We start from the raw sequence: 26,686 nt of genomic DNA on the forward strand, positions 1-26,686 counted from the left end.
CGTGGTGGTCAGAGGTCGATGGCCGACTGGTCGACGCGGGAGGACGACTCCACCAGCCACGCGCGGCGCGGTTCGACCTTCTCGCCCATCAGCAGTTCCAGTGCCGACTCGGCCGCCTCGGCGTCGTCGATGGTGATGCGGCGGACGGAGCGGGTGGCCGGGTTCATCGTGGTGTCCCACAGTTCGTCCGCGTCCATCTCGCCGAGGCCCTTGAACCGGGGCACCGGGGTGACGATCTGCTTGCCCGCCTTCTCCAGGCGGGCGACCGTCTGCTCCATCTCGCGCTGGGTGAACGTGAAGCGGGTCTCCGGGTTGCGGCCCCTGGTCACGACCTTGTGCAGCGGCGGCATCGCGGCGTAGAGCCGCCCGTCCTCGATGACCGGGCGCATGTACTTGGCGAACAGCGTGATCAGCAGCGTCCGGATGTGCGAGCCGTCGACGTCGGCGTCCGCCATCAGGATCACCCGGCCGTAGCGCATCGCGGCCAGGTCGAACGTGCGGCCGGTGCCCGCGCCGAGCACCTGGACGATCGAGGCGATCTCGGCGTTGCGCAGCGTGTCGCCCAGGCTCGCCTTCTGCACGTTGAGGATCTTGCCGCGCAGCGGCAGCAGCGCCTGGTACTCCGACACCCGCGCCATGCGGGCGCTGTTGTGCACGAACACGCCGTTCTCCAGCGCGAAGTTGTGGTGGTGCTCGACGGTGAGGTCGTAGACGTCGGCGACCTCCTCCAGCACCTCCACCGACTGGACCTGGTGGTTGACCGGCGCGCGGCCGTCGCCGGGCGAGTCGAGCGTGCCGGACAGCGACGGGTGCGAGTCGAGGCGGGGCAGCGCCCAGATCTCGGTGTCGTTCATCCAGACCGGCCTCGTTCCGTCCACAATGGACGACGAGCGGTACAGCGGCATCAGCGACTGGCCGACGACGAGTTCGTCCGCCCGCCGGTAGGAGCCGTCGCGCAGCCGGAACAGGTGGTCGGGGGTGCAGCGGACCGCCTCGCCGTTGTCGAGCGTCACCCGGACCAGCGGCGCCATGAAGCGGGTCAGCCTCGGCTCCAGCAGCGGGGCCACGACGACGTGCCCGGTCTCGGTGGTGGCGTAGCCGTAGTGGGTGATGCCGAACGCCCAGTCCGCGACGAGGTCGGCGAACGACCTCGGGCGGCCGAACGCCATCGCGACCATCGTGTCGCCGGTGAAGCAGCCCAGCGCGCTGTCACCCTCCACCAGGAACAGCTCGCTGCGGGACACGCCCGTCGCGCGGCAGTCGACCAGCTTCGGCGGCATCGACGCGCCCTCCAGCGCGGTCTTGCGGCGGGCCGCGTCCTTCTGCTGCTTCTGGGTCAGCCGCACGCGCGAGGCGTCGACGACCTTCTGGAGCACGACCTTCGCCTCCAGCTTGGTCCTCTTGTCCTCGGTCCACGCCCGGAGGTACTTCTCGACGACGGCCTGGATGACCTTGGTGATGCCCGCGGTGGACAGCTCGTCCTTGGTCTGCGAGGTGAACTGGGGCTCGGGGATGCGGACGTGGATGACGGCCGTCATGCCCTCCAGGACGTCGTCCAGGGTCGGCATGTCCTCCTTGGCCTTGAGCAGGCCGCGGGTCTTGGAGATGGCGTCGTGCAGGGCCTTCACGACCGCGCGGTCGAAGCCGCGGCGGTGGGTGCCGCCGTGCACGTTGCGGATCGTGTTGGTGAAGCACTCGACGGACCGCTCGTACCCGGTGCCCCAGCGGAGCGCGACCTCGACCTCGGCGTGGCGCTCCACTTTGGACCGCATGACGCCGTTCTGGTCGGCCGCGTTCTCCTGGTAGGTGCCCGCGCCGTTGACCAGCAGCGTGCCCGACACGGCCTTGTCGCCCGCCGGGGCGAGGAAGTCGACCATGTCGGCGAGGCCGTTGGGATAGTGGAACGTCTCCTCGCCGATCGAGTCCTCGATCGCGTGGCGCAGGACGTAGGTGACGCCGGGCACCAGGAACGCGGTGTTGCGCAGCTTCGAGCGCACGGCCTCGACGTCCAGCGACGAGCCGTTCTCGAAGTACCGGGAGTCGTACCAGTACCGGATGGACGTGCCGGTCGACTCGCCGCGCTTCATCCGGCCGGTGATCTGGAGGCCGGACTGGCGGGTGAACGGGGCCTTCGGGCCGGGACCGTCGAACACGGCGGGAACGCCGTGCGCGAACGACATCTGGTGGACCTTGCCGTCGCGCTTGACCGTGACGTCGAACCGGTGGGACAGGGCGTTGACCGCCGACGCGCCGACGCCGTGCAGACCGCCGGAGGTCTTGTAGCCCGAGCCGCCGAACTTGCCGCCCGCGTGCAGCCTGGTCAGCACCAGCTCGACACCGGACAGACCGGACTTCGCGTGCACACCGGTGGGGATGCCGCGGCCGTCGTCGTCGACCTGGACGCTGCCGTCCGCGTGCAGCGTCACGACGATCCGCGTGGCGTGGCCCGCGATCCCCTCGTCGGTCGAGTTGTCGACCACCTCGGTGAAGAGGTGGTTGATGCCGCGGCTGTCGGTGGACCCGATGTACATGCCGGGTCGTTTGCGGACCGCTTCCAGACCCTCCAGGTGTGTCAGGTCATCGGCCCCGTAGAGGGTCTCGGCAGTCACAGGGTCAATCTCCCGGTCGTGGGTTGCGGACGCGCTTGCGATGGGCGGTACTGGGAGACTATCCGGACGGTCCGACACTTTTCCGAACCACCGGGGGACCAGCCCCCTTATGCGGGGCGTCTTCCCTGGCTAGGGTCTCCGGTCATGACCTTGCTCCCACCCACCAGCGGCGCCGGGAGGCTGCTGCGCGGTGGGGTCGCGGGAGCCGCGACCGGGGCGTTGGCGGTGGTCGCGCACGTCGAGGCGAACGGTGCCCTGCCGGGCGCGGGACTCGTGGTGCTGCCCGTGCTCCTGCTGGCCGCGGCGGCCTCCGCGCTGGGCGGCCGGGAACGCGGTCCGGCGCAGATCCTCGCGCTGGTGGGCGCGGGCCAGTTCGCCATGCACCTGCTGATGTCGCTCGCCGCGGCGCGGGCGCACGACCACGGCGCGCAGCCGTTCGACTCCGGTCCGCTCATGCCGGTCGCGCACGTGCTGGCGACGCTGGCCGTCGTGGCGGTGCTCGCGGGCGCCGAGCGCGCGGTGTTCGCGGTGACCGCGGCGCTGGCGTCGGTGCTGCCGCGGAAGCTGGGCCCCGTCCCGGTCACCGGTCCGCTGAGGACCGTCGTGGCCGAGTCGGCGCGGTCGCCCGTGTCCGGGGTCGCGCGGGGCGGCGGGCCGACCCGCCGCGGTCCCCCCGCCACCCGCTGAACCCCCTCCACCCGAGCCGTCGACCCCAGGTCGACGGCCGCAGCGCGGTGCGCGCACCACACCCCCGCACTCCCGTGCCACGCCCTGGAGAACCCATGACCACGACCTCGGACCAGGTCGTCCAGTCCACCACGGGCCTGCGCGGCCTCGTGCTCCGCTGCCACTTCTACGCGGGCGTGCTGGTCGGCCCGTTCGTGCTGGTCGCCGCGCTCACCGGTGTCCTCTACGCGCTGACCCCGCAGCTCGAGTCCTGGCTCTACCACGGTGAGCTGTCGGTCCCCGTGAGCAGCCGTCCGCTCCCGCTGGCCGAGCAGGTGCTCGCCGCCAGGGCGACCAACCCGACGGGCTCGCTCGTCGCCGTGCGCCCCGCGCCCGAACCCGGTGACACCACACGGGTCCTGTTCACCGAACCCGGTCTCGGCGGGTCGGAGCGGCGGGCGGTGTTCGTCGACCCCGGCACCGGCCGGGTCACCGGTTCGCTCGTGGCGTCCGGCACGAGCGGCGTGCTGCCGCTGCGGACCGCGCTGGACCAGGTGCACCGCAACCTCCTGCTGGGCGAACCCGGCAGGCTGTACAGCGAACTCGCCGCGTCGTGGCTGTGGGTGGTCGCGCTCGGCGGCGCCGTGCTGTGGCTCACCCGGTCCCGCGCGACCCGCGGGCGGCGGCGCTCGCTCGGGGTGCACGGCGTCCTCGGGATGTGGGTGCTGCTGGGCGCGGTGTTCCTGTCGGCCACCGGTCTCGCGTGGTCGGCGTACGCGGGCGGGAACGTCGCGGCGGTGCGGTCGGCGCTGGGCTGGGCCCCGCCGTCGCTCCGGACCGGCGGCGGGGGCGAGCACGCCGGTCACGCCGCGGACCGGGTGGACGACGTGCTCGCCTCCGCCCGTGCGGCCGGGATCGACGCGGGCGCGCTGGAGATCGGGTTGCCGGACGGGCCCGGCGAGCCGTGGGAGGTGACCGAGGTCGAGCGCGGGTGGCCGACCCAGGTCGACGCCGTGGCCGTCGACGGCGCTTCGGGCTCGGTGGTGGGGTCGGTGCGGTTCGCCGACTACCCGGTGGCGGCGAAGCTGGCGCGGTGGGGCGTCGACGCGCACACGGGCGTGCTGTTCGGGTGGCCGAACCAGGTGCTGCTGCTGGCCGTCGGGCTCGGCCTGGTGGTGCTGGTCGTGCTCGGGTACCGGATGTGGTGGCGGCGCAGGCCGGTGCGGGCGACCGCGGTGGCGTTCGGGAAGCCGGTCGCGCGGGGCCAGTGGCGGAAGGCGTCCACTCCGTCGGTGCTGGTGCTGCTGGTGGTCGCGGGCCTGGTCGGGTGGTTCGTGCCGCTGCTGGGGACGAGCCTGGTGGCGTTCCTGGTCGTGGACGTGGTGCTCGGGCTGCGGGCCCGCGCGGCGGCCGGGAACTGAACCGGGGGCGTTCGGGGTCCGTAGGACTCAGCGGGACCACCCGGAGGTGAGAACCGTGAAGTTCGCGAACCTCGCGATCGCCGTCACCGCGGCGGGCGCCCTGTCCGCCTGCGCGTCCGCGTCCACCGCCGCTTCCAGGAGCGACGTGCCGAAGCTCGAAGTCCCACCGCTGAGCATGGCCGGGTTCACCGGCAAGCCGTGCCGGGTGTTCGGGGTCGACCAGCTCGGCTCGCTGGGCATCACCGCGCCGGGGGCACCGGACCCGGAGCAGTTCACCGCCCGCTGCCGGTGGACCGACGGGAAGGCCACGACCATCGGCATCTCGCTGTTCGGCGAGTCGCAGGGGCTGGCGCGGGTGTACGCCGCCAAGGAGGCGTTCCCCTACTTCAAGCCCACCGAGGTCGCCGCCTACCCGGCGGTCGACCGCGACACCGCCCAGGGCACCACCGGCACCTGCTCGACCGTCGTCGGCATCGCCGACGGCGCCGCGTTCGAGATCGAGGTGGACGTGGACGACCAGGCCTCCGCCGACTACACCGCACCGTGCGCGGTGTCGAAGCACGTCGCGGAGATCGCCCTCGCCAACATCAAGGGGGGTGGCTGACCGCTCTCCAACCCGAACGGACGCCACGATCCAGGATTCACCCGGTAGAACCGGCGAACGCGGACTGTTCGCCGGGCCCGATGGCGACGGCCGTTATACGATCGTGACATGACCGGATTGGCACTCCTGGACGACGCGGGGCTGGTGGAAGCCCTGCGCGTCGGTGTCGAGCGCGCCCGGTCCGCCCACGCGTCCGTCCTGGCGGTGCTGGCCGAGGCCAGGTCCCGCGGCCTGGAGGCGCGCGCCGGGTACCGGAGCCTGGCGGAGCTGGTCAAGCACGTCGCGAGGGTCGACACCGGCGAGGCGAAGCGGTGGGTGGCCCAGGCCGCCGCGCTGTTCCCGTCCACGACGCCGACCGGTGCCGTCGTCGCCGCCCCGCTGCCCGTGGCGGCGGTCGCGGTGGCCGAGGGCGCGCTGTCACCCGCGCACCTGGACGTGCTGGTCGGCGCGATGGCGTCGCTGCCCGCCGAGGCGGAGCGGATCCTGGTCGACGTCGCCCGGTCCGCCGAGCCCGCCGGGGTGCGGGCGGTGGCGGCGGGCATCCGGGCGCGCGTCGACCAGGACGGGCGCGAGCCGGACGACCGGGAGCCGGCCCAGCCGGTGAACCTGCTGCACCTGCGGACCAAGCTCGACGGCCGGGTGGAGTTCAGCGGCCGACTGGGGTACGAGCAGGGCGAGCTGCTGCGGGCGCTGATCGGACCGCTGGCGAAGCCGCACGCCCCGGACGCCGCCGGTCCCGACACCCGCACCCTGCCCGAACGCCAGGGCGACGCGCTGGCCGACGTGCTCGACCTGGCGTCGCGCTCGCCGCACCTGCCGACCGAGGCCGGGGAACGGCCCCACGTCACCGTGACCGTCGACCACCAGACCCTGGTGTCCGGGATCGGCACGGCGGTCCTCGGCGGCTCCAGCGTGATCAGCGCGTCCGAGGCCCGCCGGATCGCGTGCGGCGCGGGGATCATCCCCGTGGTGCTGGGCGGGGAGGGCGAGGTGCTGGACATCGGTCGGATGTCGCGCAGGCTGACCCCGCACCTGCGGCGCGCGCTGCACCTGCGAGACGGCGGCTGCGCGTTCCCGATGTGCGACCGGCCGCCGAACTGGGCCGACGCCCACCACGTCGTGGAGTGGCACCGGGGCGGTCCCACGAGCATCGACAACCTGGTGCTGCTGTGCCGCAGGCACCACACCCTGGTCCACCGCAGCGAGTGGGAGGTCCGGATGGAGAGCGGACTTCCGCACTTCATCCCGCCCGCGTTCATCGATCCGCGGCGAAGACCGCTGCACAACGCGGTGCGCAGACCGGCGGCGTGACCGAGGCGGTCGGAAGGGGTGGTCGGGTCCGTTCGGGACAACGGACCCGAACCTCCCTTCCGACCGCACGGGAACGGGTCAGGCCGTGGCGTGCATGTGCTCCCTCGCCCAGGTCTCGAAGCTGGTGAGGGGGATGCCGAACTCCCGCGCGAACTCCGGACGGGCGGGCTGGCCCTCCACGTTCATCCACTCGTGCGAGGCGCCCATCGGCGGCATCCCGGCGGCGAGGGCCTCCTCGACCGTCATGGTCGGGGCGGGCAGCGGCGTGCCCAGCACTCGGGAGAGGACCTCGGCGATCTCGGTCATCGACAGGTACTCGCCCGCCAGCTCCAGTTCGACGCGGTCGAAGCGCTCCGGGTCGGCGATGGCCGCGGCGGCCGCGACACCGATGTCGTGCGTGGCGACCAGCGACAGCCGGGTCTCGGGGCGCAGAACGCTGACGAGTCCGCCCTCGATGCCTCGGGGGAACAGGAACGCCAGGGACGGGAGGAAGTTCTCCATGAAGAAGCCCGGCTTGAGGATCGTCCAGTGCGGGAAGCCGGCTTCGCGGACCCGGTCCTGGATCGCGCTCTTGGCGCCGAAGGTCGGCTCCATCAACGCCCAGCGGCCTTCGGCCCAGCCGGGGGCCTCGGTGTGCCGGCCCGCACCGGTGACGGAGGTGTGCACGAACTGCGGCACCCCGGCGGCTCTCGCGGCCTCGACGAGGGTGGTGCCCTGGGTGATCTCGTCGTCGTGGTCGAAGCCCTGCCCGGTGAAGGCGGGCATCTGCACGGAGAACACGGCGCGGGCGCCCTTGGCCGCTCGGACGACGGAGTCGTGGTCGAGCAGGTCGCCCACGACCAGTTCGACGCCGAGCGCCTCGACGGCCTTCGCGCGCTCGGTGGCCGGGTCGCGGACGAGAGCGCGGACGGGGACGCCCGCGGCGAGCAGGGCTCGGGCGGTGGCCCCGCCCTGCCTGCCGGTGGCGCCGGTGACCAGGACGGGTGCGGACTCTGCGGACATGGTGCTCCTCGGGACTCGACAGCAAACGGCGGGGTCCGCCGTTTCCACTCGGTCACGATATGGCGGGGCCCGCCACTTAGCAAGTCAGACGACCACGACCTCCACGCCCGCCGCGCGGAGCCGGTCCACGCCCTCGGGTGACGCGCTCGAATCGGTGATCACGACGGTCACCTCGCTGATGTCCGCGATGCGGGAGAACGCCCGCTTGCCGATCTTCGAGCCGTCCGCGAGGACGATCACCTGGTCGGCGGTCTTCATCAGGCAGTGGTCGGTCTGCGCTTCCACCGAGTCGTGCGTGCTGATGCCGCCGCGCACGTCGATGCCGTCCACGCCGAGGAACACCACGTCGAGGCTGATGCCGGACAGGGCGCGGTCGGCGATCGGGCCCACCAGCTCGTAGGTCTCGGGGCGGACGCCACCGCCGGTGACCACCAGGTCGATCATCGGGCGGACGGACAGGTCGGCGGCGATGTTGAGCGCGTTGGTCACGACCTTCAGCGACCGGCCGGTGGCGAGCAGGCGGGCGAGTTCGGTGGTGGTCGTGCCGCCGTTGAGGCCCACGGAGTGCACGGACTCGTCGACCCGCAGGGCGGCGGCCTCCGCGATCTGCCGCTTCTCCTGCTCGCGGCGGCCGACCCGGTAGCGCATCGGCAGCTCGTAGATGACCTCGGCGGCGATGGCGCCGCCGTGGGTGCGCTTGAGCAACTGCTGCTCCTCCAACGACTGGAGGTCGCGCCGGATCGAGGCGACGGACGCCCCCAGGTCGCTGGAGAGGTCGACGACGCTCACCGAACCGGTGTCCGCCAGCCGTTCAAGGATGGCGGAAAGGCGCTGTTGCTGACGCATTCGCTCACCATAGTTCATGGCGAATGCCCGTATCGTCGCCCCTGGAGCCGAAACACGCACCGTCGGTGCTCGCTATCGGTCAGATCACCGCGACCAGGCGGGCCAGCTCGATCGCCTCGGCCATGGTCGGCTGCGTCGCGGTGCCGCCCGCGCCGCGGGTCGACAGCGCGCCCCCGGCGCAGCCGAGCGCGAGGGCGTGCCGGACGTCCCCTCGGTCGAGCCACCCCGCGAGGAAACCGGCGTCGAACGAGTCGCCCGCGCCCACCGTGTCCACCGGGTCGCGCGCCGGTGGCCGCGCGGTGATCGTGGTGCCCGCGTGCAGCGCCACGCAGCCGCGCCCGCCGACCTTGACCACCGGCGACGGACCCGCGGCGGCCAGCGCCACCAGGGCGTCGTCGACGCCGTCCGCGCCGCTCAGCGCCACCGCCTCCGCCTCGTTGGGCAGGACGAACGTGCTCGCCGCGAGCAGGCCGGGCGCGAGCCGCCACCGCCCGGACGGGTCGTGGTTGGTGTCGAGCGAGGTCGACGCGCCGGACGCCAGCACCGCGCGGAACAGCTCGGGCAGACCGGCGGTCAGGCGGGGCTGGAGGAAGTAGGACGCCGAGTGCACGTGCCGCGCCGGGACGAGGCGGACGTGGTCGGGGCCGAACTCCGGGAGGCAGCCGGGCGCCGTCAGGATCGCCCGGTCCCCTCCCCCGCGGTTCAGGCAGACGGTGAGCGCGGTGGGCAGCGCGTCGTGCCGGACGCACGCGCTGACGTCCACGCCCGCCGAGGAGAGGACGTCCAGCACGAAGTCACCGGCGGGGTCCCGGCCGACCATCGCGGCCAGACCGGTGGCGAGGCCGAGCTTCGCGGCGCCGTGCGCGACGATCGCGGCCGACCCGCCGAGCGCGAGCAGACCGTGCTCCACCAGCGTCTCGGCCTGGCCGTACGGCGGCTGGTCGGGAGCGCCCGAGACCAGCACGTCGGGGTTGGCGTCCCCGATGACCAGCAGGTCGAGCATCACGTCCCCCGCAGGGCCGGGGGCAGCAGGTCGCCGTGCGCGGCGGTCATCGCCGCGCACAGGTCCCAGATCTCGTCGAGGGTGAGGGCGGCGGCGGTCGCCGGATCGCTCATCGCCGCGTGGCGGACGTGGGCGGGGTCGCCCAGCACCGCCGCGGCCACGGTCAGCTCCACCACGGAGAGGAAGCTCCGGTTGAGCGCGGCCAGCTGCGGCGGCAGCGCGCCGACGCGGTGCGGGTGCACGCCCAGCCGGTCGAGCGTGGCGGGCACCTCCACCGCCGCTCCGGCGGGCAGGTTGTCGATCAGGCCGTGGTTGGCGGTGGTCACCTGGATGGTCCGGCGCACGCCCGTGACCAGGCTGTGCACGACCTGCGGCGCGTACTCGACGGCGTCCTCGTCCGGGACCGGCGGCGGCGCGCCACCCGCGGCGATCCGGTCGCGCAGCCCCTCGTACTCGGCGAGGTTCGCCGCGCTGGTCCCGACGTAGTCGCGCACGGGGATGCGCAGCCGCTCGACCTCGGAGTCGTGCCGCAGGTACCAGGGCACGTACTCGGAGGAGTGCTCGCTGGTCTCCGTCGGGTAGCGGCCGAGGCGGCGGTAGAGGTCCACGCGCACCCGCCGGGCCAGCTCGGGGTCGGCCTCGATCGCGGCGTCGAGCGCCGGGTAGAGGTCGCGGCCCCCGTGTTCCCAGCGCAGGATCCAGGCCTGGTGGTTGACGCCCGCGGACAGGACGTCGACCTCCTCGTGCGGGACCCCGACGAGCGCGCTGAGGTCGCGGACGGTCCAGTGGACCGAGTGGCACAGCCCGACGGCCCTCACCCGCGGCGCGGTGGCGGCCAGGTACTGGAGGTTCATCGCCATCGGGTTGGTGTAGTTGAGCAGCCACGCGTCGGGGCAGACCGCGAGGACGTCGGCGGCCAGCCCGTCGAGCAGGGGGAACGTGCGCAGGGCCCGGAAGATGCCGCCGATGCCGAGGGTGTCGCCGATCGTCTGCCTGATCCCGAACGACTCGGGCACGTCGAAGTCGGTGAGGGTGGCGGCGTGGCCGCCGACCGCGACCATGTTGATCACGAAGTCCGCGCCGTCCAGCGCCTCCCGGCGGGACGACGACGCCAGGACGCGGGGTGTCGCGCCGCACTGCTCGGCGGTGTGGCGGGCCAGCGCCTCGGCGACCGCGAGCCGTTCGCCGTCGATGTCGTGCAGGGCGATCGTCGCGTCGGCGAGTTCGGGGAACGACAGGAGGTCGCGGAGGAGCTGGCGGGTGAACTCGACGGAGCCCGCGCCCACGAACGCGATGGTGACCATCTACCGACCTTCCAGTACGCGGATGAGCCGAGCGACCTCGGCGGTCATGGCTTCCCGTCCGGCGCCCAGGTAGCGCCGGGGGTCGACGAGCACGGGGTCGTCGCCCAGACCGGCCCTGATCGCCGCGGTGAAGTACTTGTTCAGCTGGGTCGCGATGTTGATCTTCCGCATCCCCGCGCGGACCGCTCGGGCCAGGTGCTCGTCGGACACCCCCGACGAGCCGTGCAGCACCAGGGGCACCGGGACCGCGGCGTGCAGCAGGGCGATGAGGTCGAAGTCCAGGGCGGCGTCGCGGGTCAGCATCGCGTGCGACGAGCCGACCGCCACGGCGAGCGCGTCCACCCCGGTGGCCGCGACGTACCGGGCGGCGTCGTGGGGGTCGGTGCGCGCGCCCGGTTCGTGGACGCCGTTCTTCCCGCCGACCTCCCCGAGTTCGGCCTCCACCGCGACACCGCGCCCGTGGCAGCGGCGCACCACCTCGGCGGTGCGGGCGACGTTCTCGTCGTGCGCGAGCGCGGACCCGTCGAACATCACCGAGCCGAAGCCGAGGTCGACGGCCTCGCGGACGAGGTCCTCCGACGTGGCGTGGTCGAGGTGCACGGCCACGGGTGCCGACGCGGCGGCGGCGATGGCGAGCGCGGCGCGGCCGATCGGCGCGAGGGAACCGTGGTAGCGGACGGCGTTCTCGCTGATCTGGAGCACCACGGGCGCTCCCGTGTCCTCCGCGGCGGCGGCGATGGCCTCCGCGTGCTCGATCTGGATCACGTTGAACGCGGCGGTGGGCGCGGACCTGCCGAGCACCTCCCGGAGCGGAACCAGTGGCATCTTCTAGTCCTCGGTGACTCGTCGCGGCAGAACGGACGCCTTGCGGCTCTCGTAGAAGTCCCTGTCGAAGTCCCCGGCCAGCGGGGAGCGCACGGCGGCGGCCGACAGCGCGACCGCGTTCGCGAGGCGCTCGGGCCACGGCAGGTGCCAGCAGGCGACCAGCGCGGCCACGGCCGCGTCCCCGGCGCCGGTCGGGTTGCCGACGACCCGCTCGGGCGGCGTCGCGGTCCACACCCCGGCGCGGGTGTAGGCGGTCATCCCGGCGGGGCCGTCGGACACGAGCGCGGCGTCCGCGCCGAGCGCCAACGGGTCCAGGTCGGTGGCCGCTCGCAGCTCCAGCCTGTTCGGGGTGATCACCGCGGGTCCGGCCGCGGCTCCGGCCGCCAGGGGCGGGCCGTCGGCGTCCAGCAGCACCGGCACGTCGCAGGCCCGCACGAGGGTGGCGTAGGCGTCCGGCGGGACCCCCCTCGGCAGCGAGCCGGAGAGCACCACGAGGTCGACCCCGGCCAGCAGCGCGCGGTAGTGGCGGACGAACCCGGCCCACTCCGGCCCGGTGACGCTCGGTCCCGGCTCGGCGAACACCGTCGCCTCACCGGACCCCTCGACGACCGCCACCGTCCGGCGGGTCTCCCCCGCGATCGGGAACATCGCCTCGGGAACGTCCGCGTCGGCGAGGTCGGCCGTCAGCCGCGCGCCCGAGCAGCCGCCCACCAGCCCGGTCGCGACGGCGTCCACGCCGAGCCGCCGCAGCACCCTGGCGACGTTGACGCCCTTGCCGCCCGCGCGGACGGCGGGCGCGCCGACGCGGTGGGTGGTGCCCGCGGCGAGCCGGTCGACCGGGTAGGTGACGTCGAGGGCCGCGTTGAGGGTGACCGTGAGCGTCCGCACGGCGATCAGCCGGTGCCGCGCAGGATGACCGAGCGGGTCAGGTGGCGCGGGGTGTCGGGGCGCAGCCCCCGGCCCAGCGCGACCTCCACGGCCAGCCGGTGGACGGAGACCAGTTCGGCGAGCGCGTCCCGGTCGCGGGCGACCCACAGGCCTCCGGTGGCGCGGACCTGCCGGTCGAGGCCGTCGGGCGGCGTGCCGAGCACCCAGACCGCCGAGCGGTCGTCGGTGATGGCGATGGGTCCGTGCCGGTACTCGGCGGCGGGGTAGGACTCCGCCCAGCTCAGGGACGCCTCGCGCATCTTGAGGGCCGCCTCCGCCGCGAGACCGGTGGTCCACCCGGCACCGAGGAAGGTGAACTGCCGCCGCTCGGCGACGCCTGCGGGCAGCGGTTCGGCCAGCGCCAGCTCGGCGTCGGCGACGACGCGGCCCAGGTCCTCTCCGAGGTGGGCGCGCAGCAGCGCGACCGCCGTCGTGGCGAACCTCGTCTGGACGACGGACCGCTCGTCGGCGAAGTCGAGCACGACGACGGCGTCGGCCAGCGCCACGACGGGGGTGTCCGGATCGGCGACGACCGCCGTGGTGGGCACGTCCGCGCGGAGCCGGTCGAGCAGTTCCAGGACCTCGGTGGTGGTGCCGGAGCGGGTGAGCGCCACGACGCGGTCGTAGGCGCGGCCCGCGGGCATCTCCGAGGCGGCGAAGGCGTCGGTCTCGCCGTGGCCCGCGTCCTCGCGCAGCCGGGCGTAGGCCTGGGCCATGAACAGCGACGTGCCGCAGCCGACCACGGCGACGCGCTCGCCGCGCCGGGGCAGGGCCGCCGCGGTCGCGGGGTCCGCGGCCACCTCGACCGCCCGACGCCAGCACTCCGGCTGGGAGGCGATCTCGCTCGTGGTGTGGAGGTCTCCGGACTGAGGCTGTGCGCGCATGAAAGCTTTCTACCACGATCGCTCATAACCAAGCAATAATCATGATTGTTTGACGAAATACCTGGTCAGGGGCATGCCGATGGCCGGAACGGGCGGTGCCCGTTCCGGCCTGGTCGGTGCGGCTACTTGATGCCCACGGAGGCCACGGACCGCACGAAGAACCGCTGCGCCACGAAGAAGACGACCAGCACCGGCAGCTGGCTCAGCACCGTTCCCGCCATGAGCTTCGGCCAGTTCGTCGTGTGGGCGCCCTGGAAGCTCTGGAGTCCGATCTGGACGGTCATGTTCTCCGGGCTCTGGATGGCGATCAGCGGCCACAGGAAGTCGTTCCACGTCTGGAGGAACGTCAGCACGGCCAGCGTGGCGAGCGTCGGGCGCATCAGCGGGAGCAGCACCTGCGCCAGGATCCGCAGCCGACCCGCGCCGTCGATCCGCGCGGCCTCCTCCAGCTCCCTCGGCACGGTCGTGAAGAACTGCCGCATGAGGAACACGCCGAACGCGGTGGCCAGGTTCGGCGCGATCAGGGCTCCGAGCGTGTCGGTGAGGCCCACCGAGCGGACCATGATCAGCAGCGGCAGCATGACGATCTGGAACGGCACCATGAGCGTCGCGAGGATGGCGACGAAGACCACCCTGCCGCCGAGGAACCGAACGCGCGCGAAGGCGTAGCCCGCCAGCGAGCAGAGCACCAGGTTGCCCACGACGCAGACGACCGACACCACGGAACTGTTGAGCAGCCACGATCCCAGCGGGGCGTCGCGCAGCGCGGCGGCGTAGTTGCCCCACTCCAGGCCGCTGGGCAGGCCGGGTGGGAAGCGCCGCGACTCCGCCTGCGTGGAGAACGACACGAGCACCATCCACACCAGCGGCGCGATCATGACCAGCGAGAGGGGCAGCAGGAGCAGGTGCAGCGCGCTGGGGCGGCGCGACCGGGGCGTGGTCATCGGACCTCGAAGGACGACGTTCGGCGGTTGAACCGCAACTGGACGACGGTGAACACCAGGACCACCAGGAACACCGCGCAGCCGATCGCCGCGGCGTAGCCGCCGTCGAAGCTGACGAAGGCCTCGTTGTACAGGTGGTGGACGAGCAGGGTGGTCGCCCGCAGCGGGCCGCCCTTGGTGGTGACGTACACCGCGTCGAACAGCTGGAGACCGTTGATCGTGAGCCACACCAGCAGGAACCCGGAGGCGGGGGCGACCTGCGGCAGCTCCACGTGCCAGAACGACCGGAGCCGCCCGCACCCGTCGAGCGCGGAGGCCTCCACCAGGTCCTCGGGCACGTTCTGGAGCGCGGCCAGGAAGATGATGACCGCGAAGCCGAGCCAGCCCCACACCGTCATGCCGACCACGGCGTACAGCGCTTGACCGGGGTCCTGGAAGAAGCCCTGCTTCGGCAGGCCCACCCCCTCCAGCAGCGCGTTGATCAACCCGAACTGGGGGTTGGCCAGCCAGCCGAAGACGATCCCGGTGGCGACGGTCGAGGTCACCAGCGGCACGAACACGGCCATCCGGTAGAGGGTGATGCCGCGGACCGGCTGGTTCAGCAGCACCGCGATCGGCAGCGCGAGCGCCATCGTGAGCGGCACGAACAGCGCCGCGTAGAGCAGGGTCCGGCGCGCGGCGTCCCAGAACAGCGGATCGGCCACCAGCTTCGCGTAGTTCTCGCCGCCCGCGAACGTGCCGGGCGAGGTGAGGTCGGTGTGCTGGAGGGAGAGCACGAACGACCACACGACGGGCACCAGCCCGAACAGCCCGATCAGCACCACCGCGGGAGCGGCGAACCCCCACCCCGCGAGGTGGTCGGCCAGGCGGGTCCGGGAGCGCGGCGGGCGCTGGTCCCGCACCGGCGCGGGCGGCACCGGGGCGAGCACGGCGGTCACGAGCCCGCCAGGATCTGGTCGACCTCGGCGCGCGCGGTGGCCACGGCGGCGCCCGCCTCCTCCTTGCCCAGCAGCACCGACTGCACGGCCGTGCCGAGCGCCTGCGAGATCTTCGGGTACTCGGCGGTGTTCGGCCGGGCCTTGTCCACGTTCTTCGCGAGGTTGTCGACGAACACCGTGGTGCCGGGGTACTTCCGCTCGAACTCCGCGTAGCCGGGCAGGGTCAGCTCCGACCGCCGGATCGGCAGGTGCCCGGTCGCGGTGGCGAACTCCAGGTGGACCTCCGCCGACAGCAGCCACTTCAGGAACGGCCACGCGTCGGCCTTCCCCGACTCGCCGAACACGACGAAGGCGTCCGGTCCGGCGATGGTGGCGTGGGTGACCTTCCCCGGCAGGAACTGCACGCCGTAGGACACGTCCTCGTTGATGGAGCCGAGGTCCCAGGGGCCGGTCCACAGCATCCCGATCCGGCCGGAGTTGAAGAGGTTGAGGTACTGCTGGTCGCCGGTGTCGAGGTATACGGACCTGTCCACGACGGCCATGTCGTGCAGCAGCGACATGGCCTGCCTGCCCGCGTCCGAGTCGAACGCGGCCGTCTTCCCGTCCGGCGACAGCAGGTCGCCGCCCGCCTGCCAGAGCAGGGCGAGGTACCGCCAGACCGTGTCCTCGCTGCCGTCGTTGACGTACGCCCAGCCGTACCGGTCGTCGTCGGGCGCGGCCAGGACCGCCGCGGCGGAGCGGAAGTCGTCCCACGTCCACGTCTCGGTCGGGTAGGCGAGCCCGGCCTGGTCGAACAGCGTCTTGTTGTAGACCAGGGAGAGGTTGTCGACTAGCGCCGGGACGCCGTAGACCTTGCCGTTCACGGTCGCGGCCTCGCGGCCGGCCGGGAACAGGTCGTCCCAGTCGAACTCCGCGTCGTCGCGGACCGTGGACGTCAGGTCCTGCGTCTGCGGCCGGTCGGCGAGCCCGGTGAGGGAGGAGCCGAACTGGTAGGCGACGGCCGGCGGCTTGCCCGACACGAAGGAGGCCAACGTCTTCTGCAACGCACCGTCGTTGCCGCCGTTGAACACCAGCTCCACCTGCCGGTCGGGGTGCTGCGCGTTCCAGCGCGCGGCGAGCGCGCCCAGCGCCTCGGCCTCGCGGTCGGTGTAGCCGTGCCACACCAGGACCTTGTCGCCGCCACCGGGAGCGCCCCCGCAGGCCGCGGTCAGGGCGAGCGTGGCGGACAGGATGAGGGCCGCCCTCCGACTCAGTCCGCTCCCCTGTGTCATGGAGGCCTCCCACTGGTGCTTGGTTTTGGTTGAGGCGAGTCACGCTAAAGCAGAACCGCTCATAACAGCAAGAGAATCGGGGTAAAAGATCACGATCGTTCATCGAGAGTGCTTGAACGATCACCCTGCCACGACAGGCTTCCGAGCTGACTAGGGGTGTTCAACCGTGACAGCGTTGTAGTTTAATCGCTCACAAGCTTGCACGAACTATGAGCGATTAAGGAGCTTGTCGCCCTATGGCATCCCTGGTCACAGCACTCGGCAGAGCAGCCCTGGCGGTGGCGGTGGTGGCCGCGTGCGCCACCGCGGCACAGGCCCGTCCGGGTGAGGTCACGGCCCAGGTGGAACTCCCGCCCTCACCGGCCGTGCTGGACTACCAGCTCGGGGCCGCCTACGCGCCCCCGGCGGGGGTCACCCTCGTGACGCGCGACAGCACCGCGACGCCCGCGCCGAACATCTACACCATCTGCTACGTCAACGGTTTCCAGACGCAGCCGCAGGAGCGCGACCTGTGGTTGCGGGAGCGCGAGGACCTCCTGCTGTCCGACTCGCGGGGCAACCCGATCATCGACCCCGAGTGGCCGGACGAGTTCCTCCTGGACACCTCGACGGCCGCCAAGCGGACCCGTCTGGCCGAGATCACCGGGGCGGTGCTCCAGCGGTGCGCGCAGCGCGGGTTCAAGGCGGTCGAGATCGACAACCTCGACTCCTACGGCCGGTCGCGCGGCAAGCTGACGGTCGACCACAACCTCGCCCACGCCACCCTCCTGGCGCAGCGCGCCCACGGCCTCGGTCTGGCGATCGGCCAGAAGAACTCGGCCGAGGAGAGCAGGCGCGCCCACGACGAGGTCGGCTTCGACTTCGCGTTCTCGGAGGAGTGCCACTACTACGACGAGTGCGGCAGCTACAGCGACGTCTACCGCGAGCACGTGATGAACGTCGAGTACACCGACAACCTGCGCGGCACGTTCGAGGACGTCTGCGCCGATCCCCGGAGTCCGGCCACCACGACGCTGCGGGACCGCGAGCTGGTCGGTCCGGACAACGGCGACCACCGGTTCGACCACTGCTGACGCCTACCCGAGCAGCTCCGCCACCGCCGCCTCCGCCGCGGCGCGCGCGTCCTCGGCCGACCCGAGGCGCTGCTCGGCCTTCTCCAGCGCCCGCCCCGCCTGCTGCGCGGCCTTCTCGGCGGCCCTGAGCTCCGCCCGGAGGTCGTCGCGCTCCCGCAGCAGGCGCGCGTGCTCCGCTCCGGCGGACTTCACCTCGGCCCGGCAGCCGTCGATGCGCTCCTCGGCCTCCTCGACGGCCTGCCGGGCCTCCGCCAGCCGCCGCTCCCGGCGCTGCTCGCGGCGGGCGGACAGGTCGTCCGGCGCGGGCGGCTCGTCGGTCATCGGCCCGAACCCGGAGTACTCCAACGCCTTGGTGAGCCTGCCGCTCCGCACCTGGTCGGCCATCCCGGCGTCGGCCATGGCCGCGGTGAACGTGTCGCGCACCTGCGACAGGGCCTCCCCTGCGAGACCGCCCGCGCCGTCGGCGGCCAGTTCGGTCAGTTCGGTGACGAGTTCGCGCCGCCGCCGGTCCAGCCGGCGCAGCTCGCTGCCGTGCAGCCGCCGCTGCGCGGCGCGCAGCCTCTCCCCCAGCTCCACCGCCTCCACCAGCACCGACGAGCCGGAGCGGACCAGTCGGTTCACCGCCCATGCGGCCACGGTCGGCCTGCGCAGCGCGCCGATCGCCTTGGCCACGCCCTTGTCGGCCGCCGCGGCGGCGAGGCGGGCGCGGGCGGCCACGAACTCCGCCGGCGGCAGGGCGTACAGCTCGTCGGCGGCCTCGTCGACCCGCGGTGTGCTCGTGATGGGACCAGTCTGCTCAGAACCGACGGCACCCGCCATCCGTAGTACGGGAAAAGGGGTGAGTCGTGACGAGCGGAGGAGCAGCCGATGAGCGTCCACGGCGTGGAGGACCTGGTGCCGCTGCGAACGGGCTTCGACCTGAGCTGGCGCGGCTACCACCGCGAGGAGGTCGACGACTACGTCCACGGCCTCGAACACGACCTGCGCGACCTGGCGGCCGACCGCGACGCCTGCACGGCCCGCGCCGAGCACCTGGCCGAGGTGCTGGAGCGCTCCCAGGCCGAGGCGGCGACCCTCCGCGCCGAGCTGGACCGCGTCTGCTCCAGTCCCCTGGACACCGAGGTCCTGCCATTCCGCCTGTCCGTGATGGTCGAGGTCGCCACCGCCGAGGCCACGTCGGTGCTCGACCACGCACGGGCGTGCTGGCGCGCGGCCCAGGAGTCGGCGGCGGCGCTGCGCGCCCACTACGACCGGCTCGGTGAGGACACCCGGCGGCAGCGCGCGGAGATCGAGGCGGAGCGCGAGTCGGTGATCCGCGTGGCGCGGGTGCAGGCGCGGACGATCGTGGCCAAGGCCGAGGCGCGCCAACGGGAACTCGACGCCGAGGCGGAACGGGCGCGGGAGCGGGTGGAGCTGGACTTCAAGCTGGCCATGGACCAGCGGCGCGCGGAGGCGCTGCGGGCGCTGGCCGAGGGCAGGCTCGACTGAGAGCGCGGGGAGCCGCCCGCGGAACACGGACGGCTCCCGTTCGCGATCAGCTCCGCTGGGTGAGCCTGAACGACTGCGAGGCGGAGCCGTTGCAGGTCAGCTGCACGAGTTGCACGCTGTCCGCGCCGGAGCCCCCCGGCACCGTCAGGCACTTGCCGCTGAGCCTGCTGGTGAAGTGGAAGTAGCCGTCGGCCTCGGCGACCGGTCGCCACTGCTGGTTGTCGCCGCCGCCGTAGGCCCACAGGTGCAGCGCGGCGTTGTCGGCGGTGGAGGTGTTGCTGACGTCGACCACCTGCGCCGCGTTGCCGCGGTTGTTGATGCGCACGAACCCGCCGCTGGTGGGCGCGAACTGGTACTGCTGCGCGAGGGTGGCGTTGCAGGCGTACTGCTGGACCGCGGTGCCGTTGGCGGTGGCGGCCGAGCGCGCGTCGACGCACTTGGAGCTGCCCCGGTTGGTCACGGCGTACCAGGCGGTCGGCGAGATCTCACCGGGCGGGTCGGTGGGCGGCGTGGAGGTCGCGCCGCCGAGCCAGAGCAGGCCGTCGACGATGAAGCGGTTCTGGACCTCGCTGTCGAACGTGGAGGAGAGGCCCTGGTTCGTCTCGTAGTTCATCGCGTTGTGGCCGAAGTTGGCGTAGAGCATCCGGTAGTTCTTGTTCGTCCACATGATCGGGTAGTAGCCGCTGCGCCACTGCTGGTTCGGGTCGGTGCCGAGCGGGAAGCTCGACGGGTCGACCGACGCCAGGACCTTGATGTTCGGGTTGGTCCGCAGGTCGTTGCTCCAGGAGTACCACTCGCTCACCGCGGAGGTGAACGTCGCGGGCAGCCTGCTGGTCGACGGGTGGGTGCGGTCCTCGACCTTCAGCACCGCGGTGGTCGGGCCCCAGGTGTTGCTGCGGAACGTGCCGGAGCCGAGGAAGGTGTTGTTGAACCACGGCCAGTTGTTCGCGTTGTCGGTGTAGGCCGAGACGTGGAACCCGAAGTAGCCGCCGCCGTTCGCGATGTAGTTCTGGAACGCGGAGCGCTGCGCGGCGCCGGTCGGGGCGTCGTCGAGGAACATGACGACCTGGTACTGGGCCAGGTCGTTCGCGTTGAGCATGTTCCAGTTGGTCGTGGCGGTGTAGGTGAAGTTGTTCTGCGCCGCGATCTGGGGGAAGCGGACGTTGGCTTCCTTGACCCAGTTGATGTGGGCGGCGTCCCAGGTCCCGTTGTAGAAGGCCAGGACCTTGAACGCGGGCGCCGCCTGCGCCTCGACGCGGCCGAACGCGGGGCTCAGGACCACGAAGAGCCCCGCGAGCAGCAGGGCGACCATCTGGACGAACGTGCGTTTTCTGCTGGAACCGGCACTCGTGCTCATGCAGGGGCCTTTCGAGGGGGTTCAGGGAGACAACCGCCGGCAGGGGGCGACGATCGGCGGCCCCGCACAAGCCCGCACGGGCATGCTCCCTGAACCCCTTGGGGTGTCTCGGGTCCTGCTGAGGACATCGATGTCTCCCCAGGCGGGTGCATGACGATGCGGGCATCGGTCGGGCACCCTAAGACAACCCAATTCCAGGCCTTAATTCAAGCCCTAAATTTAACCGTTCGGATCTGGTGCGGCACTCCGCGTGGTGCTCAGTTCCGTCCGTCCTTGTGCGGGGACGTCGGGAAGAACCCCCCGCGGGGAGCGGGCAGCGGCGCCACCGGAGGAGGCGCGGGGGCCTCCATCATCGCGCTGGCGTCGAGGTTCAACGGGCGCAGCCGCACGGGCTCCGGCTGCTCCTGCCGACCGCGGCCCCCACCGCGCTGGGCCGACTGCTGGGCGGCGACCGGACGGCGGTCGGCGCGACGCCTGCTCTGCGGCGGCGGACCGACCGGTTCGATCGTGGTCAGCGTGCTGCTGGCGGGCATCGGCTGCGGCGCCTGCTTGCCGCGCCTGCCGCTGCCCCGAGGCGGGTCGGCCACCGGCCTGGGTGCGGGCGGTGGTGCCAGGTCGCGCTCGGGCTCGATCCGGCGACCGCGCCGGTCGACCTCGGGCGCGCGCCTGCGGGTCCTCGGCGCGTTGATCTCCGGTGCCTTCGACCGCTTGCGCGGCTGCTTCGGCTCCGACGGCGCACCGTCGTCACCGCCGCCCTTGCCCAGCAGCGGCGGGAGGACCCACGCCGCGAGGCCGGTCATCGCGAAGCACAGCACCAGGATGCGCACCAGCGGCGGCACGTTCGGCAGCATCTTCACGGCCATGCCGTTGGCCACGATCACGGCCCCGAAGAAGACGACGAACACGAAGACCGCCAGCACGACCCGGCGCTTGCCCTTGCGCGGGCGCTCCGGGCCGTAGCCGCCGTCGTCGTCGGCGTACACCGGCGACATCGACTGCGCCGTCGACTGGTCCAGCGGCGTGACGCCGTTGGAGAAGGTGACGCCGATCTGCATCGAGTACTTCTGCATGTAGCGGCCCCAGCGGGCGTTGGACGACGAGCGCGCCCAAGCGTCCGCGGCGGCCTCGTCCGTGAAGCGGCAGACGATCTGCCACACCCGGTCGTCGTCCGGCGAACCCGAGACGGAGCCGCCGAGGCAGCCGGGCGACCGCTGCGCGGCGCTCACCAGCCCCCTGGCTCCGACCGAGAAGTCCGACAGACGTCCTTGCGCCACCTTGTGCGAGGTGGTGAGCAGGACAGGAGGGTTCGGCTTGTTGGGTCTCAAACCCCCTCCACCCCCGACTGACTCGTAAAGTCCCCGTGGTTGGACCACGTGGTTCGGCGAATCGGTCGCATGACTGGTCCCATCTTCGTCGTGAACCGCGGCACGCCGTTCTCGTACAACTCCGACACCGAGGCCTACGTACGGCACCGGAGAGCGGTTCAACTCGGATCAGAACTTTTTTCGACCTCGGGTCAGGCAGCGGCTCCGGTGCCCTCGATCTTGGTGACCAGGCCGGTCTGGACCGTGATCATCTCCTTGGCGAGGGCCTTCACGCCGGCGTGCGTACCAGCGCTTTCGACCTCCTGCGCCATCTTGATGCCGTCCTGGAGGTGGCGCACCATCAGCGGCGACCACTGCTTGTCGAACTGGGGGCCGGTGTAGCCGCCGAGCACGGACACGTCCTTCGGCGCCACGACCATCTCGTGCGCCTGGTGGGAGCTGTCGGTGACCCCGACCTTCCACTCGGTCAGCCAGCCGTTCATCTTGCTGATCTCGGCGCTGCCCTCGGCGGTGATCGCGTTCGCCACCTCGACCACGGCCGCGTTCTTGGAGCGCGTGCCGACCAGGCCGCTGATCTCCAGGGTTTGCTCGTGGTGGGGGATCATGTCGCGGAGGAACACTATGTCCGCGTCGTTCGCCCCGGCGGTGGACGCCGCGGAATCACCGAGCATCGACGAGCACGCGGACAACGACATCATCAAACCGATCACCGCGACGATCAAGCGGGCGCGCATCCATGGCCTCCTGGGTCTCCTGACGAGGCATACGGACACCTGACGCGGCCGGTTCATCGATTCGTCACGAAATGAGCAAATTTCCGAACCGACCGGTCCACGGGGGTCAGCGGTCCCTCCCGACGACCGTGCGGGCGACCTCCAGGAGGGTCTCCGACGTGGTCGGGTCGCAGTCGGCCGCCTCCAGGTGACCGGCGGCCTCGGCCATCTCCCGCGCGGCCCGCGACCGGGCCCACTCGCGGGCCCCGGTGCGTTCGATCAGCGCGGTCACCGCGGGCACCTCGGCCGGGTCGAGCGGGCGGTCGCGGGAGTAGAGGTCGGCCAGTTCGGCGGCGGCCGGGGTGCCCGACGTCAGCGCCGCCACCGCGAGCAGCGACTTCTTGCGGCTCAGGAGGTCGGAGCCCACCGGCTTGCCGGTCACGGCCGGATCGCCCCAGACCGCCAGCAGGTCGTCGACCAGCTGGTAGGCCAGCCCCAGGTGCCTGCCGAACGCGCGCAGCCGTCCCGCCCGCTCCGGGGTGGCGCCGCCCACGAGGCCACCGAGGGCGCACGAGAGGCCCAGCAGCGCGCCGGTCTTGTCCGCAGCCATCCGGACGCACTCGTCGAGCCCCACGTCGGCGCGGGTCTCGAACGCGAGGTCCGCGTGCTGGCCCTCGCACAGGTCGAGGACCGCCGACGTCAGCCAGTCCGCCGCCGTGGCGGCGTTCGGGGCCGAGCCGCGCGCCAACGCCCTCGGCGCCAGCGCGAGCAGCGCGTCGCCCACCAGGATCGCGGGCGCCTCGCCGAACACCGTCCACGCCGTGGGCCGGTGGCGGCGCACCCGGTCCCGGTCCATCACGTCGTCGTGCAGCAGGGAGAAGTTGTGCACCAGCTCCACCGCGACCGCGGCGGGCACCGCGGCCTCCGGTCGGCCGCCGACGGCCTTCGCGGCGAGCACGACCAGTGCGGGCCGGATCGCCTTGCCGGGCCTGCCGGTGTCCGGTTCGCCGTGCCGGTCGGCCCAGCCGAAGTGGTACCGGGCGATCCGGCGCATCGAGGCGGGCAGGAGGTCGACCTCGGCGCGCAGCGCCGCCCCCACCACGTCGTGGCACCAGCGCGTGACGTCACGGGCGGTGCGGAACTCGGGTGGCAGCCGGACTGCGGTCATGGTGGCTCCTCGGGTCCGCGTTCCTGCCGACGTCGTGCGACCGGCACTGCGACCGTAGGCAGGACGGGCCGCACGGCGACATAGCCTGTTCGGGTCACCACCTCGTCCCGATCTGAACCTCCCGGCGCTCCGCTCCGTGTTCGACGTACGGCTTTCGACGCGAAGGAGGCCCGACGTGAGGACAGGACTGGTTCCGACTCTGCTCCTGTGCGCCGCACTCACGGCGTGCACCACCACCGTGCGCTCGACGGCGGTCCCCACCGCCGAGCTCAAGCGCGGGACACCGCCCACGACCGTCCAACTCGGCCGCAACCCGCTGCTCGGCGACGTCGTGGTCGACGGCGAGGGGTACACCCTCTACCGCTACGACAACGACACCGCCAACCCCTCGGTCGCCGTCTGCACGGGCGAGTGCGCGACGATCTGGCGGCCGGTGCTGGTCTCGGACGAGATCGCGTACCGCAACCTCGACCCGGAGTTCCTCGACACGCTCGTGCGCCCCGACGGCGGCACGCAGGTGACCGTCGGCGGCTGGCCCGCGTACCGGTTCGCCGACGACCGGGTGCCCGGCCAGGTCTCCGGGCAGGCCCTGGAGGAGACGTGGTTCGCGCTCGCGCCCAACGGCACGAAGGCGGGTGGCGGCAAGAGGACCGGCTAGCCGCGGTCGGCGGTGGGCTCCGGCAGCCCGCGCACCGTGTCGAGCACCAGGTTGACCGCGGCCCGCGACCGCGCGCCGCGCCGGGTCATCGCCGTGATCGTGCGGGTGACGGCCGGGGTCAGCTCGCGGGTGGCGACCCGGTACCTCGGGTCGACCGCGAGCGCGGGCAGCAGCGCGACCGAGAGCCCGGCCTCGACGTGCTGGAGCGTCATCAGGTAGTTGCCGAACCGGCAGGCGACCCTGGGCTCGAACCCCGCCCGGCGGCACAGCCGGGTCGCGAGGTCGGCCATGTAGGACTGCGGCACGTCGAACGCCCAGGGCTCGCCCGCGTAGGCGGCGAGGTCGACCGGGCCCCGGCCCGCCTGGTCCAGCGGCACGACCAGCACGACCTCGTCGGTGGTCAGCGGGACGACGTCGACGTCCGGGTCCGGCGGGAACTCGACGAAGTCCGGCGTGGTGATGATCAGGTCGGCGGCGCCGCCGCGCAGCGCCTGGACGCTCTCGTGCGGTTCCAGCTCCAGCAGTTCGACGTGGACGTGGGGGTGCGTGCGGGCCAGTTCGACCACCGCCGGGACGGCCAGGCTGTGGATGGCGCTCTGGAACGCGCCCACCCGCACGAGGCCGGACGGTTCCTCGCCGAGGCCGCGCAGTTCCGCCTCGACGGTGTCCATGTGGTCGAGGATCGCCCTGGCCCGGCGGGCCAGGATCAGTCCGGCCTGCGTGAGCCTGACCCGGCGTCCGGTGCGTTCCAGCAGGTGGGTGTGCGTTTCCGCTTCGAGGACGGCGAGCTGCTGCGACACGGTCGACGCGCTCAGGTTGGCCGCCTCGGCGACCGCGCGGACCGTGCCGAGGATGTCCAACTGGCTCAGCAGGCGCAGCCGCCACGGGTTCAGCACGGGACCATTGTTGTGCGGTCCAGCCGAACAGCACAGTCGGAATCGTGAGATGGACGTGACGCTCGGGCGGTCCTAGCGTCGAGGGCATGGCCGCGCCGACCTCCGCTTCGACGTCCACCGGGTTCTGGGCCGACGCCCGGCGGCACCTCGTCCGCTACGGCGGCGGGTTCACGCCCGAGATCATCGACCGGGCCGAGGGGAGCTTCGTCTTCACCGAGGACGGGAGACGCCTCCTCGACTTCACGTCGGGGCAGATGAGCGCGATCCTCGGCCACTCGCACCCGGAGGTCGTCGCCACCGTGCGGCGGCAGATCGGGTCGCTCGACCACCTGTTCAGCGGGATGCTGAGCCGCCCGGTCGTCGACCTGGCGCGGCGGCTGGCCGACTCGCTGCCCGCGCCGCTGGAGAAGGCGCTGCTGCTGACCACCGGCGCCGAGTCGAACGAGGCGGCCATCCGGATGGCGAAGCTCGTCACCGGCAAGCACGAGGTCGTGTCGTTCGCGCGGTCCTGGCACGGCATGACGCAGGCCGCGGCGAGCGCGACCTACAGCGCGGGCCGCAAGGGCTACGGCCCCTCCGCGCCGGGCAACTTCGCCATCCCCGCGCCGAACCCCTACCGGCCGGACTTCACCCACCCCGACGGCTCGTTCGACTGGCGGCGCCAGCTCGACCTCGGGTTCGACCTGGTCGACGCCCAGTCCGTCGGCAGCCTGGCCGCGTGCCTCGTCGAGCCGATCCTGTCGTCGGGCGGCGTCCTGGAACCGCCGCCGGGCTACTTCGCGGCGCTGCTGGAGAAGTGCCGCGAACGCGGGATGCTGCTGATCCTCGACGAGGCCCAGACCGGGCTGTGCCGCACGGGCACCTGGTACGCGTTCGAGCGCGACGGGATCGTGCCGGACATCCTGACGCTGTCGAAGACGCTGGGCGCGGGGCTGCCGCTGGCGGCGGTGCTGACCAGCGCCGAGATCGAGCAGGAGGCGCACGACCGCGGTTTCCTGTTCTTCACCACGCACGTGTCGGACCCGCTGGTCGCGGCGGTCGGCTGCACGGTGCTGGACGTCCTGGAGCGCGACCGCCTCGACGAGCGCGCCGCGCACCTCGGCGGGGTGCTGCGGCGGGGTCTGAACGGGATCGCCGACCGGCACCGGGTCGTGGGCGACGTCCGGGGCCGGGGTCTGCTGGTCGGGGTCGAACTGGTCGACGACGAGGGCACCGGGGAGGGCTCCGACGAGCTGGGCGCGGCGGTCACCCGGCGCTGCCTCGAACTCGGTCTGCACATGAACATCGTGCAGCTTCCGGGCATGGGCGGTGTGTTCCGCGTCGCACCTCCGCTGACCGCGACGGAGGACGAACTGGCCCTGGGCTTGGAGATCCTGGAACAGGCCGTCGCCGACACGACCGCACGACCGCGGTGACCGGGAAGAGGCCTGCAACGCCGGGAGCCCCATCGGCG

General features: G+C 72.4%; 25 protein-coding genes. 8 read left to right on the top strand and 17 right to left on the bottom strand.

Annotated features, from left to right (window positions below; all coding sequences use genetic code 11):
- Positions 1-8: 8 nt before the first annotated feature.
- Entirely contained in the window at positions 9-2,609 is a 2,601-nt protein-coding gene (locus tag AC156L_RS39265; protein WP_330873752.1) for an ATP-binding protein, read from the bottom strand.
- Between the two features lie 144 nt (positions 2,610-2,753).
- Between AC156L_RS39265 and AC156L_RS39270 the strand changes: the two genes are divergently transcribed.
- The 4 genes from AC156L_RS39270 (at position 2,754) to AC156L_RS39285 (ending at position 6,611) form a co-directional block, all read left to right on the top strand.
- Positions 2,754-3,296: a hypothetical protein gene (locus AC156L_RS39270; protein WP_330873753.1), complete on the top strand. Its 543-nt coding sequence runs from the start codon at positions 2,754-2,756 to the stop codon at positions 3,294-3,296.
- Positions 3,297-3,391: 95 nt separating this feature from the next.
- Positions 3,392-4,696: a PepSY-associated TM helix domain-containing protein gene (locus AC156L_RS39275; RefSeq protein ID WP_330873754.1), complete on the top strand. Its 1,305-nt coding sequence runs from the start codon at positions 3,392-3,394 to the stop codon at positions 4,694-4,696.
- Between the two features lie 55 nt (positions 4,697-4,751).
- A complete protein-coding gene (locus AC156L_RS39280; protein ID WP_330873755.1) occupies positions 4,752-5,300 on the top strand; it encodes a DUF3558 family protein in 549 nt (182 codons plus the stop codon).
- Between the two features lie 108 nt (positions 5,301-5,408).
- The gene (locus tag AC156L_RS39285) at positions 5,409-6,611 is read left to right on the top strand and encodes an HNH endonuclease (protein ID WP_330873756.1); all 1,203 of its coding nucleotides are present in this window, start codon (positions 5,409-5,411) and stop codon (positions 6,609-6,611) included.
- Between the two features lie 78 nt (positions 6,612-6,689).
- Here AC156L_RS39285 and AC156L_RS39290 read toward each other — a convergent pair whose 3' ends face one another.
- The 10 genes from AC156L_RS39290 to AC156L_RS39335 form a co-directional block, all read right to left on the bottom strand.
- Positions 6,690-7,613: an NmrA/HSCARG family protein gene (locus tag AC156L_RS39290; protein ID WP_330873757.1), complete on the bottom strand. Its 924-nt coding sequence runs from the start codon at positions 7,611-7,613 to the stop codon at positions 6,690-6,692.
- Between the two features lie 84 nt (positions 7,614-7,697).
- Positions 7,698-8,459, bottom strand: a complete 762-nt coding sequence (locus tag AC156L_RS39295; protein WP_330873758.1) for a DeoR/GlpR family DNA-binding transcription regulator — start codon at positions 8,457-8,459, stop codon at positions 7,698-7,700.
- 79 nt (positions 8,460-8,538) lie between these two features.
- A complete protein-coding gene (locus AC156L_RS39300; protein WP_484407762.1) occupies positions 8,539-9,462 on the bottom strand; it encodes a carbohydrate kinase family protein in 924 nt (307 codons plus the stop codon).
- Positions 9,462-10,766, bottom strand: coding sequence for an alpha-glucosidase/alpha-galactosidase (melA, locus tag AC156L_RS39305; protein WP_330873760.1), 1,305 nt, complete (start codon positions 10,764-10,766; stop codon positions 9,462-9,464). Before melA ends, AC156L_RS39300 begins: the two co-directional genes overlap by 1 nt.
- Positions 10,767-11,591 carry a class II fructose-bisphosphate aldolase gene (locus AC156L_RS39310; RefSeq protein ID WP_330873761.1) on the bottom strand — a complete coding sequence of 275 codons (825 nt, stop codon included), beginning with the start codon at positions 11,589-11,591 and terminating at the stop codon, positions 10,767-10,769.
- A gap of 3 nt (positions 11,592-11,594) precedes the next feature.
- Positions 11,595-12,479 (bottom strand): 1-phosphofructokinase family hexose kinase, encoded by an 885-nt coding sequence (locus AC156L_RS39315; protein ID WP_330873762.1) that lies wholly within the window; start codon positions 12,477-12,479, stop codon positions 11,595-11,597.
- A gap of 5 nt (positions 12,480-12,484) precedes the next feature.
- Positions 12,485-13,402 carry an SIS domain-containing protein gene (locus AC156L_RS39320; RefSeq protein ID WP_330873763.1) on the bottom strand — a complete coding sequence of 306 codons (918 nt, stop codon included), beginning with the start codon at positions 13,400-13,402 and terminating at the stop codon, positions 12,485-12,487.
- Between the two features lie 122 nt (positions 13,403-13,524).
- Positions 13,525-14,346, bottom strand: a complete 822-nt coding sequence (locus AC156L_RS39325; protein ID WP_330873764.1) for a carbohydrate ABC transporter permease — start codon at positions 14,344-14,346, stop codon at positions 13,525-13,527.
- Positions 14,343-15,284, bottom strand: coding sequence for a carbohydrate ABC transporter permease (locus AC156L_RS39330; RefSeq protein ID WP_330873765.1), 942 nt, complete (start codon positions 15,282-15,284; stop codon positions 14,343-14,345). The genes AC156L_RS39325 and AC156L_RS39330 overlap by 4 nt, the downstream gene beginning before the upstream one ends.
- Entirely contained in the window at positions 15,281-16,555 is a 1,275-nt protein-coding gene (locus AC156L_RS39335) for an ABC transporter substrate-binding protein (RefSeq protein WP_330873766.1), read from the bottom strand. The genes AC156L_RS39330 and AC156L_RS39335 overlap by 4 nt, the downstream gene beginning before the upstream one ends.
- Positions 16,556-16,791: 236 nt before the next feature.
- On the opposite strand from AC156L_RS39335, the gene AC156L_RS39340 reads away from it, so the two are divergent.
- Positions 16,792-17,628: an endo alpha-1,4 polygalactosaminidase gene (locus AC156L_RS39340; RefSeq protein WP_330873767.1), complete on the top strand. Its 837-nt coding sequence runs from the start codon at positions 16,792-16,794 to the stop codon at positions 17,626-17,628.
- Between the two features lie 3 nt (positions 17,629-17,631).
- On the opposite strand, the gene AC156L_RS39345 is transcribed toward AC156L_RS39340, so the two are convergent.
- Positions 17,632-18,447 carry a hypothetical protein gene (locus AC156L_RS39345; RefSeq protein ID WP_330873768.1) on the bottom strand — a complete coding sequence of 272 codons (816 nt, stop codon included), beginning with the start codon at positions 18,445-18,447 and terminating at the stop codon, positions 17,632-17,634.
- Between the two features lie 48 nt (positions 18,448-18,495).
- Between AC156L_RS39345 and AC156L_RS39350 the strand changes: the two genes are divergently transcribed.
- A complete protein-coding gene (locus AC156L_RS39350; protein WP_330873769.1) occupies positions 18,496-19,116 on the top strand; it encodes a hypothetical protein in 621 nt (206 codons plus the stop codon).
- 46 nt (positions 19,117-19,162) lie between these two features.
- On the opposite strand, the gene AC156L_RS39355 is transcribed toward AC156L_RS39350, so the two are convergent.
- The 4 genes from AC156L_RS39355 to AC156L_RS39370 all read right to left on the bottom strand — a co-directional run bounded on the left by AC156L_RS39355 (position 19,163) and on the right by AC156L_RS39370 (position 23,679).
- Positions 19,163-20,473, bottom strand: coding sequence for a ThuA domain-containing protein (locus tag AC156L_RS39355; protein WP_330873770.1), 1,311 nt, complete (start codon positions 20,471-20,473; stop codon positions 19,163-19,165).
- Positions 20,474-20,730: 257 nt separating this feature from the next.
- On the bottom strand, positions 20,731-21,747 hold the full coding sequence (locus AC156L_RS39360; RefSeq protein WP_414719779.1) for a putative antibiotic biosynthesis monooxygenase: 1,017 nt from the start codon (positions 21,745-21,747) through the stop codon (positions 20,731-20,733).
- Positions 21,748-21,989: 242 nt separating this feature from the next.
- Positions 21,990-22,532, bottom strand: coding sequence for a DUF305 domain-containing protein (locus AC156L_RS39365; RefSeq protein WP_330873772.1), 543 nt, complete (start codon positions 22,530-22,532; stop codon positions 21,990-21,992).
- A gap of 106 nt (positions 22,533-22,638) precedes the next feature.
- On the bottom strand, positions 22,639-23,679 hold the full coding sequence (locus AC156L_RS39370; RefSeq protein ID WP_330873773.1) for a family 2 encapsulin nanocompartment cargo protein polyprenyl transferase: 1,041 nt from the start codon (positions 23,677-23,679) through the stop codon (positions 22,639-22,641).
- 175 nt (positions 23,680-23,854) lie between these two features.
- Here AC156L_RS39370 and AC156L_RS39375 point away from each other — a divergent pair, with 175 nt between their 5' ends.
- Positions 23,855-24,337, top strand: a complete 483-nt coding sequence (locus AC156L_RS39375) for a hypothetical protein (RefSeq protein ID WP_330873774.1) — start codon at positions 23,855-23,857, stop codon at positions 24,335-24,337.
- Here AC156L_RS39375 and AC156L_RS39380 read toward each other — a convergent pair.
- Positions 24,334-25,233, bottom strand: coding sequence for a LysR substrate-binding domain-containing protein (locus tag AC156L_RS39380; RefSeq protein WP_330873775.1), 900 nt, complete (start codon positions 25,231-25,233; stop codon positions 24,334-24,336). The genes AC156L_RS39375 and AC156L_RS39380 overlap by 4 nt on opposite strands.
- An 86-nt stretch (positions 25,234-25,319) precedes the next feature.
- Here AC156L_RS39380 and AC156L_RS39385 point away from each other — a divergent pair, with 86 nt between their 5' ends.
- Positions 25,320-26,648 (top strand): aspartate aminotransferase family protein, encoded by a 1,329-nt coding sequence (locus tag AC156L_RS39385; RefSeq protein WP_330873776.1) that lies wholly within the window; start codon positions 25,320-25,322, stop codon positions 26,646-26,648.
- Positions 26,649-26,686 lie beyond the last annotated feature (38 nt).

The organism is Umezawaea sp., assembly GCF_057122925.1.

What these genes read in the sequence shown, in the direction of transcription:
- AC156L_RS39270 (WP_330873753.1), top strand. Translation starts at nt 2,754, where the DNA reads ATGACCTTGCTCCCACCCACCAGCGGCGCCGGGAGGCTGCTGCGCGGT.
- AC156L_RS39275 (WP_330873754.1), top strand. Translation starts at nt 3,392, where the DNA reads ATGACCACGACCTCGGACCAGGTCGTCCAGTCCACCACGGGCCTGCGC.
- AC156L_RS39285 (WP_330873756.1), top strand. Translation starts at nt 5,409, where the DNA reads ATGACCGGATTGGCACTCCTGGACGACGCGGGGCTGGTGGAAGCCCTG.
- AC156L_RS39290 (WP_330873757.1), bottom strand. Translation starts at nt 7,613, where the DNA reads ATGTCCGCAGAGTCCGCACCCGTCCTGGTCACCGGCGCCACCGGCAGG.
- AC156L_RS39295 (WP_330873758.1), bottom strand. Translation starts at nt 8,459, where the DNA reads ATGCGTCAGCAACAGCGCCTTTCCGCCATCCTTGAACGGCTGGCGGAC.
- AC156L_RS39300 (WP_484407762.1), bottom strand. Translation starts at nt 9,462, where the DNA reads ATGCTCGACCTGCTGGTCATCGGGGACGCCAACCCCGACGTGCTGGTC.
- melA (WP_330873760.1), bottom strand. Translation starts at nt 10,766, where the DNA reads ATGGTCACCATCGCGTTCGTGGGCGCGGGCTCCGTCGAGTTCACCCGC.
- AC156L_RS39310 (WP_330873761.1), bottom strand. Translation starts at nt 11,591, where the DNA reads ATGCCACTGGTTCCGCTCCGGGAGGTGCTCGGCAGGTCCGCGCCCACC.
- AC156L_RS39320 (WP_330873763.1), bottom strand. Translation starts at nt 13,402, where the DNA reads ATGCGCGCACAGCCTCAGTCCGGAGACCTCCACACCACGAGCGAGATC.
- AC156L_RS39325 (WP_330873764.1), bottom strand. Translation starts at nt 14,346, where the DNA reads ATGACCACGCCCCGGTCGCGCCGCCCCAGCGCGCTGCACCTGCTCCTG.
- AC156L_RS39335 (WP_330873766.1), bottom strand. Translation starts at nt 16,555, where the DNA reads ATGACACAGGGGAGCGGACTGAGTCGGAGGGCGGCCCTCATCCTGTCC.
- AC156L_RS39340 (WP_330873767.1), top strand. Translation starts at nt 16,792, where the DNA reads ATGGCATCCCTGGTCACAGCACTCGGCAGAGCAGCCCTGGCGGTGGCG.
- AC156L_RS39345 (WP_330873768.1), bottom strand. Translation starts at nt 18,447, where the DNA reads ATGGCGGGTGCCGTCGGTTCTGAGCAGACTGGTCCCATCACGAGCACA.
- AC156L_RS39350 (WP_330873769.1), top strand. Translation starts at nt 18,496, where the DNA reads ATGAGCGTCCACGGCGTGGAGGACCTGGTGCCGCTGCGAACGGGCTTC.
- AC156L_RS39355 (WP_330873770.1), bottom strand. Translation starts at nt 20,473, where the DNA reads ATGAGCACGAGTGCCGGTTCCAGCAGAAAACGCACGTTCGTCCAGATG.
- AC156L_RS39365 (WP_330873772.1), bottom strand. Translation starts at nt 22,532, where the DNA reads ATGCGCGCCCGCTTGATCGTCGCGGTGATCGGTTTGATGATGTCGTTG.
- AC156L_RS39370 (WP_330873773.1), bottom strand. Translation starts at nt 23,679, where the DNA reads ATGACCGCAGTCCGGCTGCCACCCGAGTTCCGCACCGCCCGTGACGTC.
- AC156L_RS39385 (WP_330873776.1), top strand. Translation starts at nt 25,320, where the DNA reads ATGGCCGCGCCGACCTCCGCTTCGACGTCCACCGGGTTCTGGGCCGAC.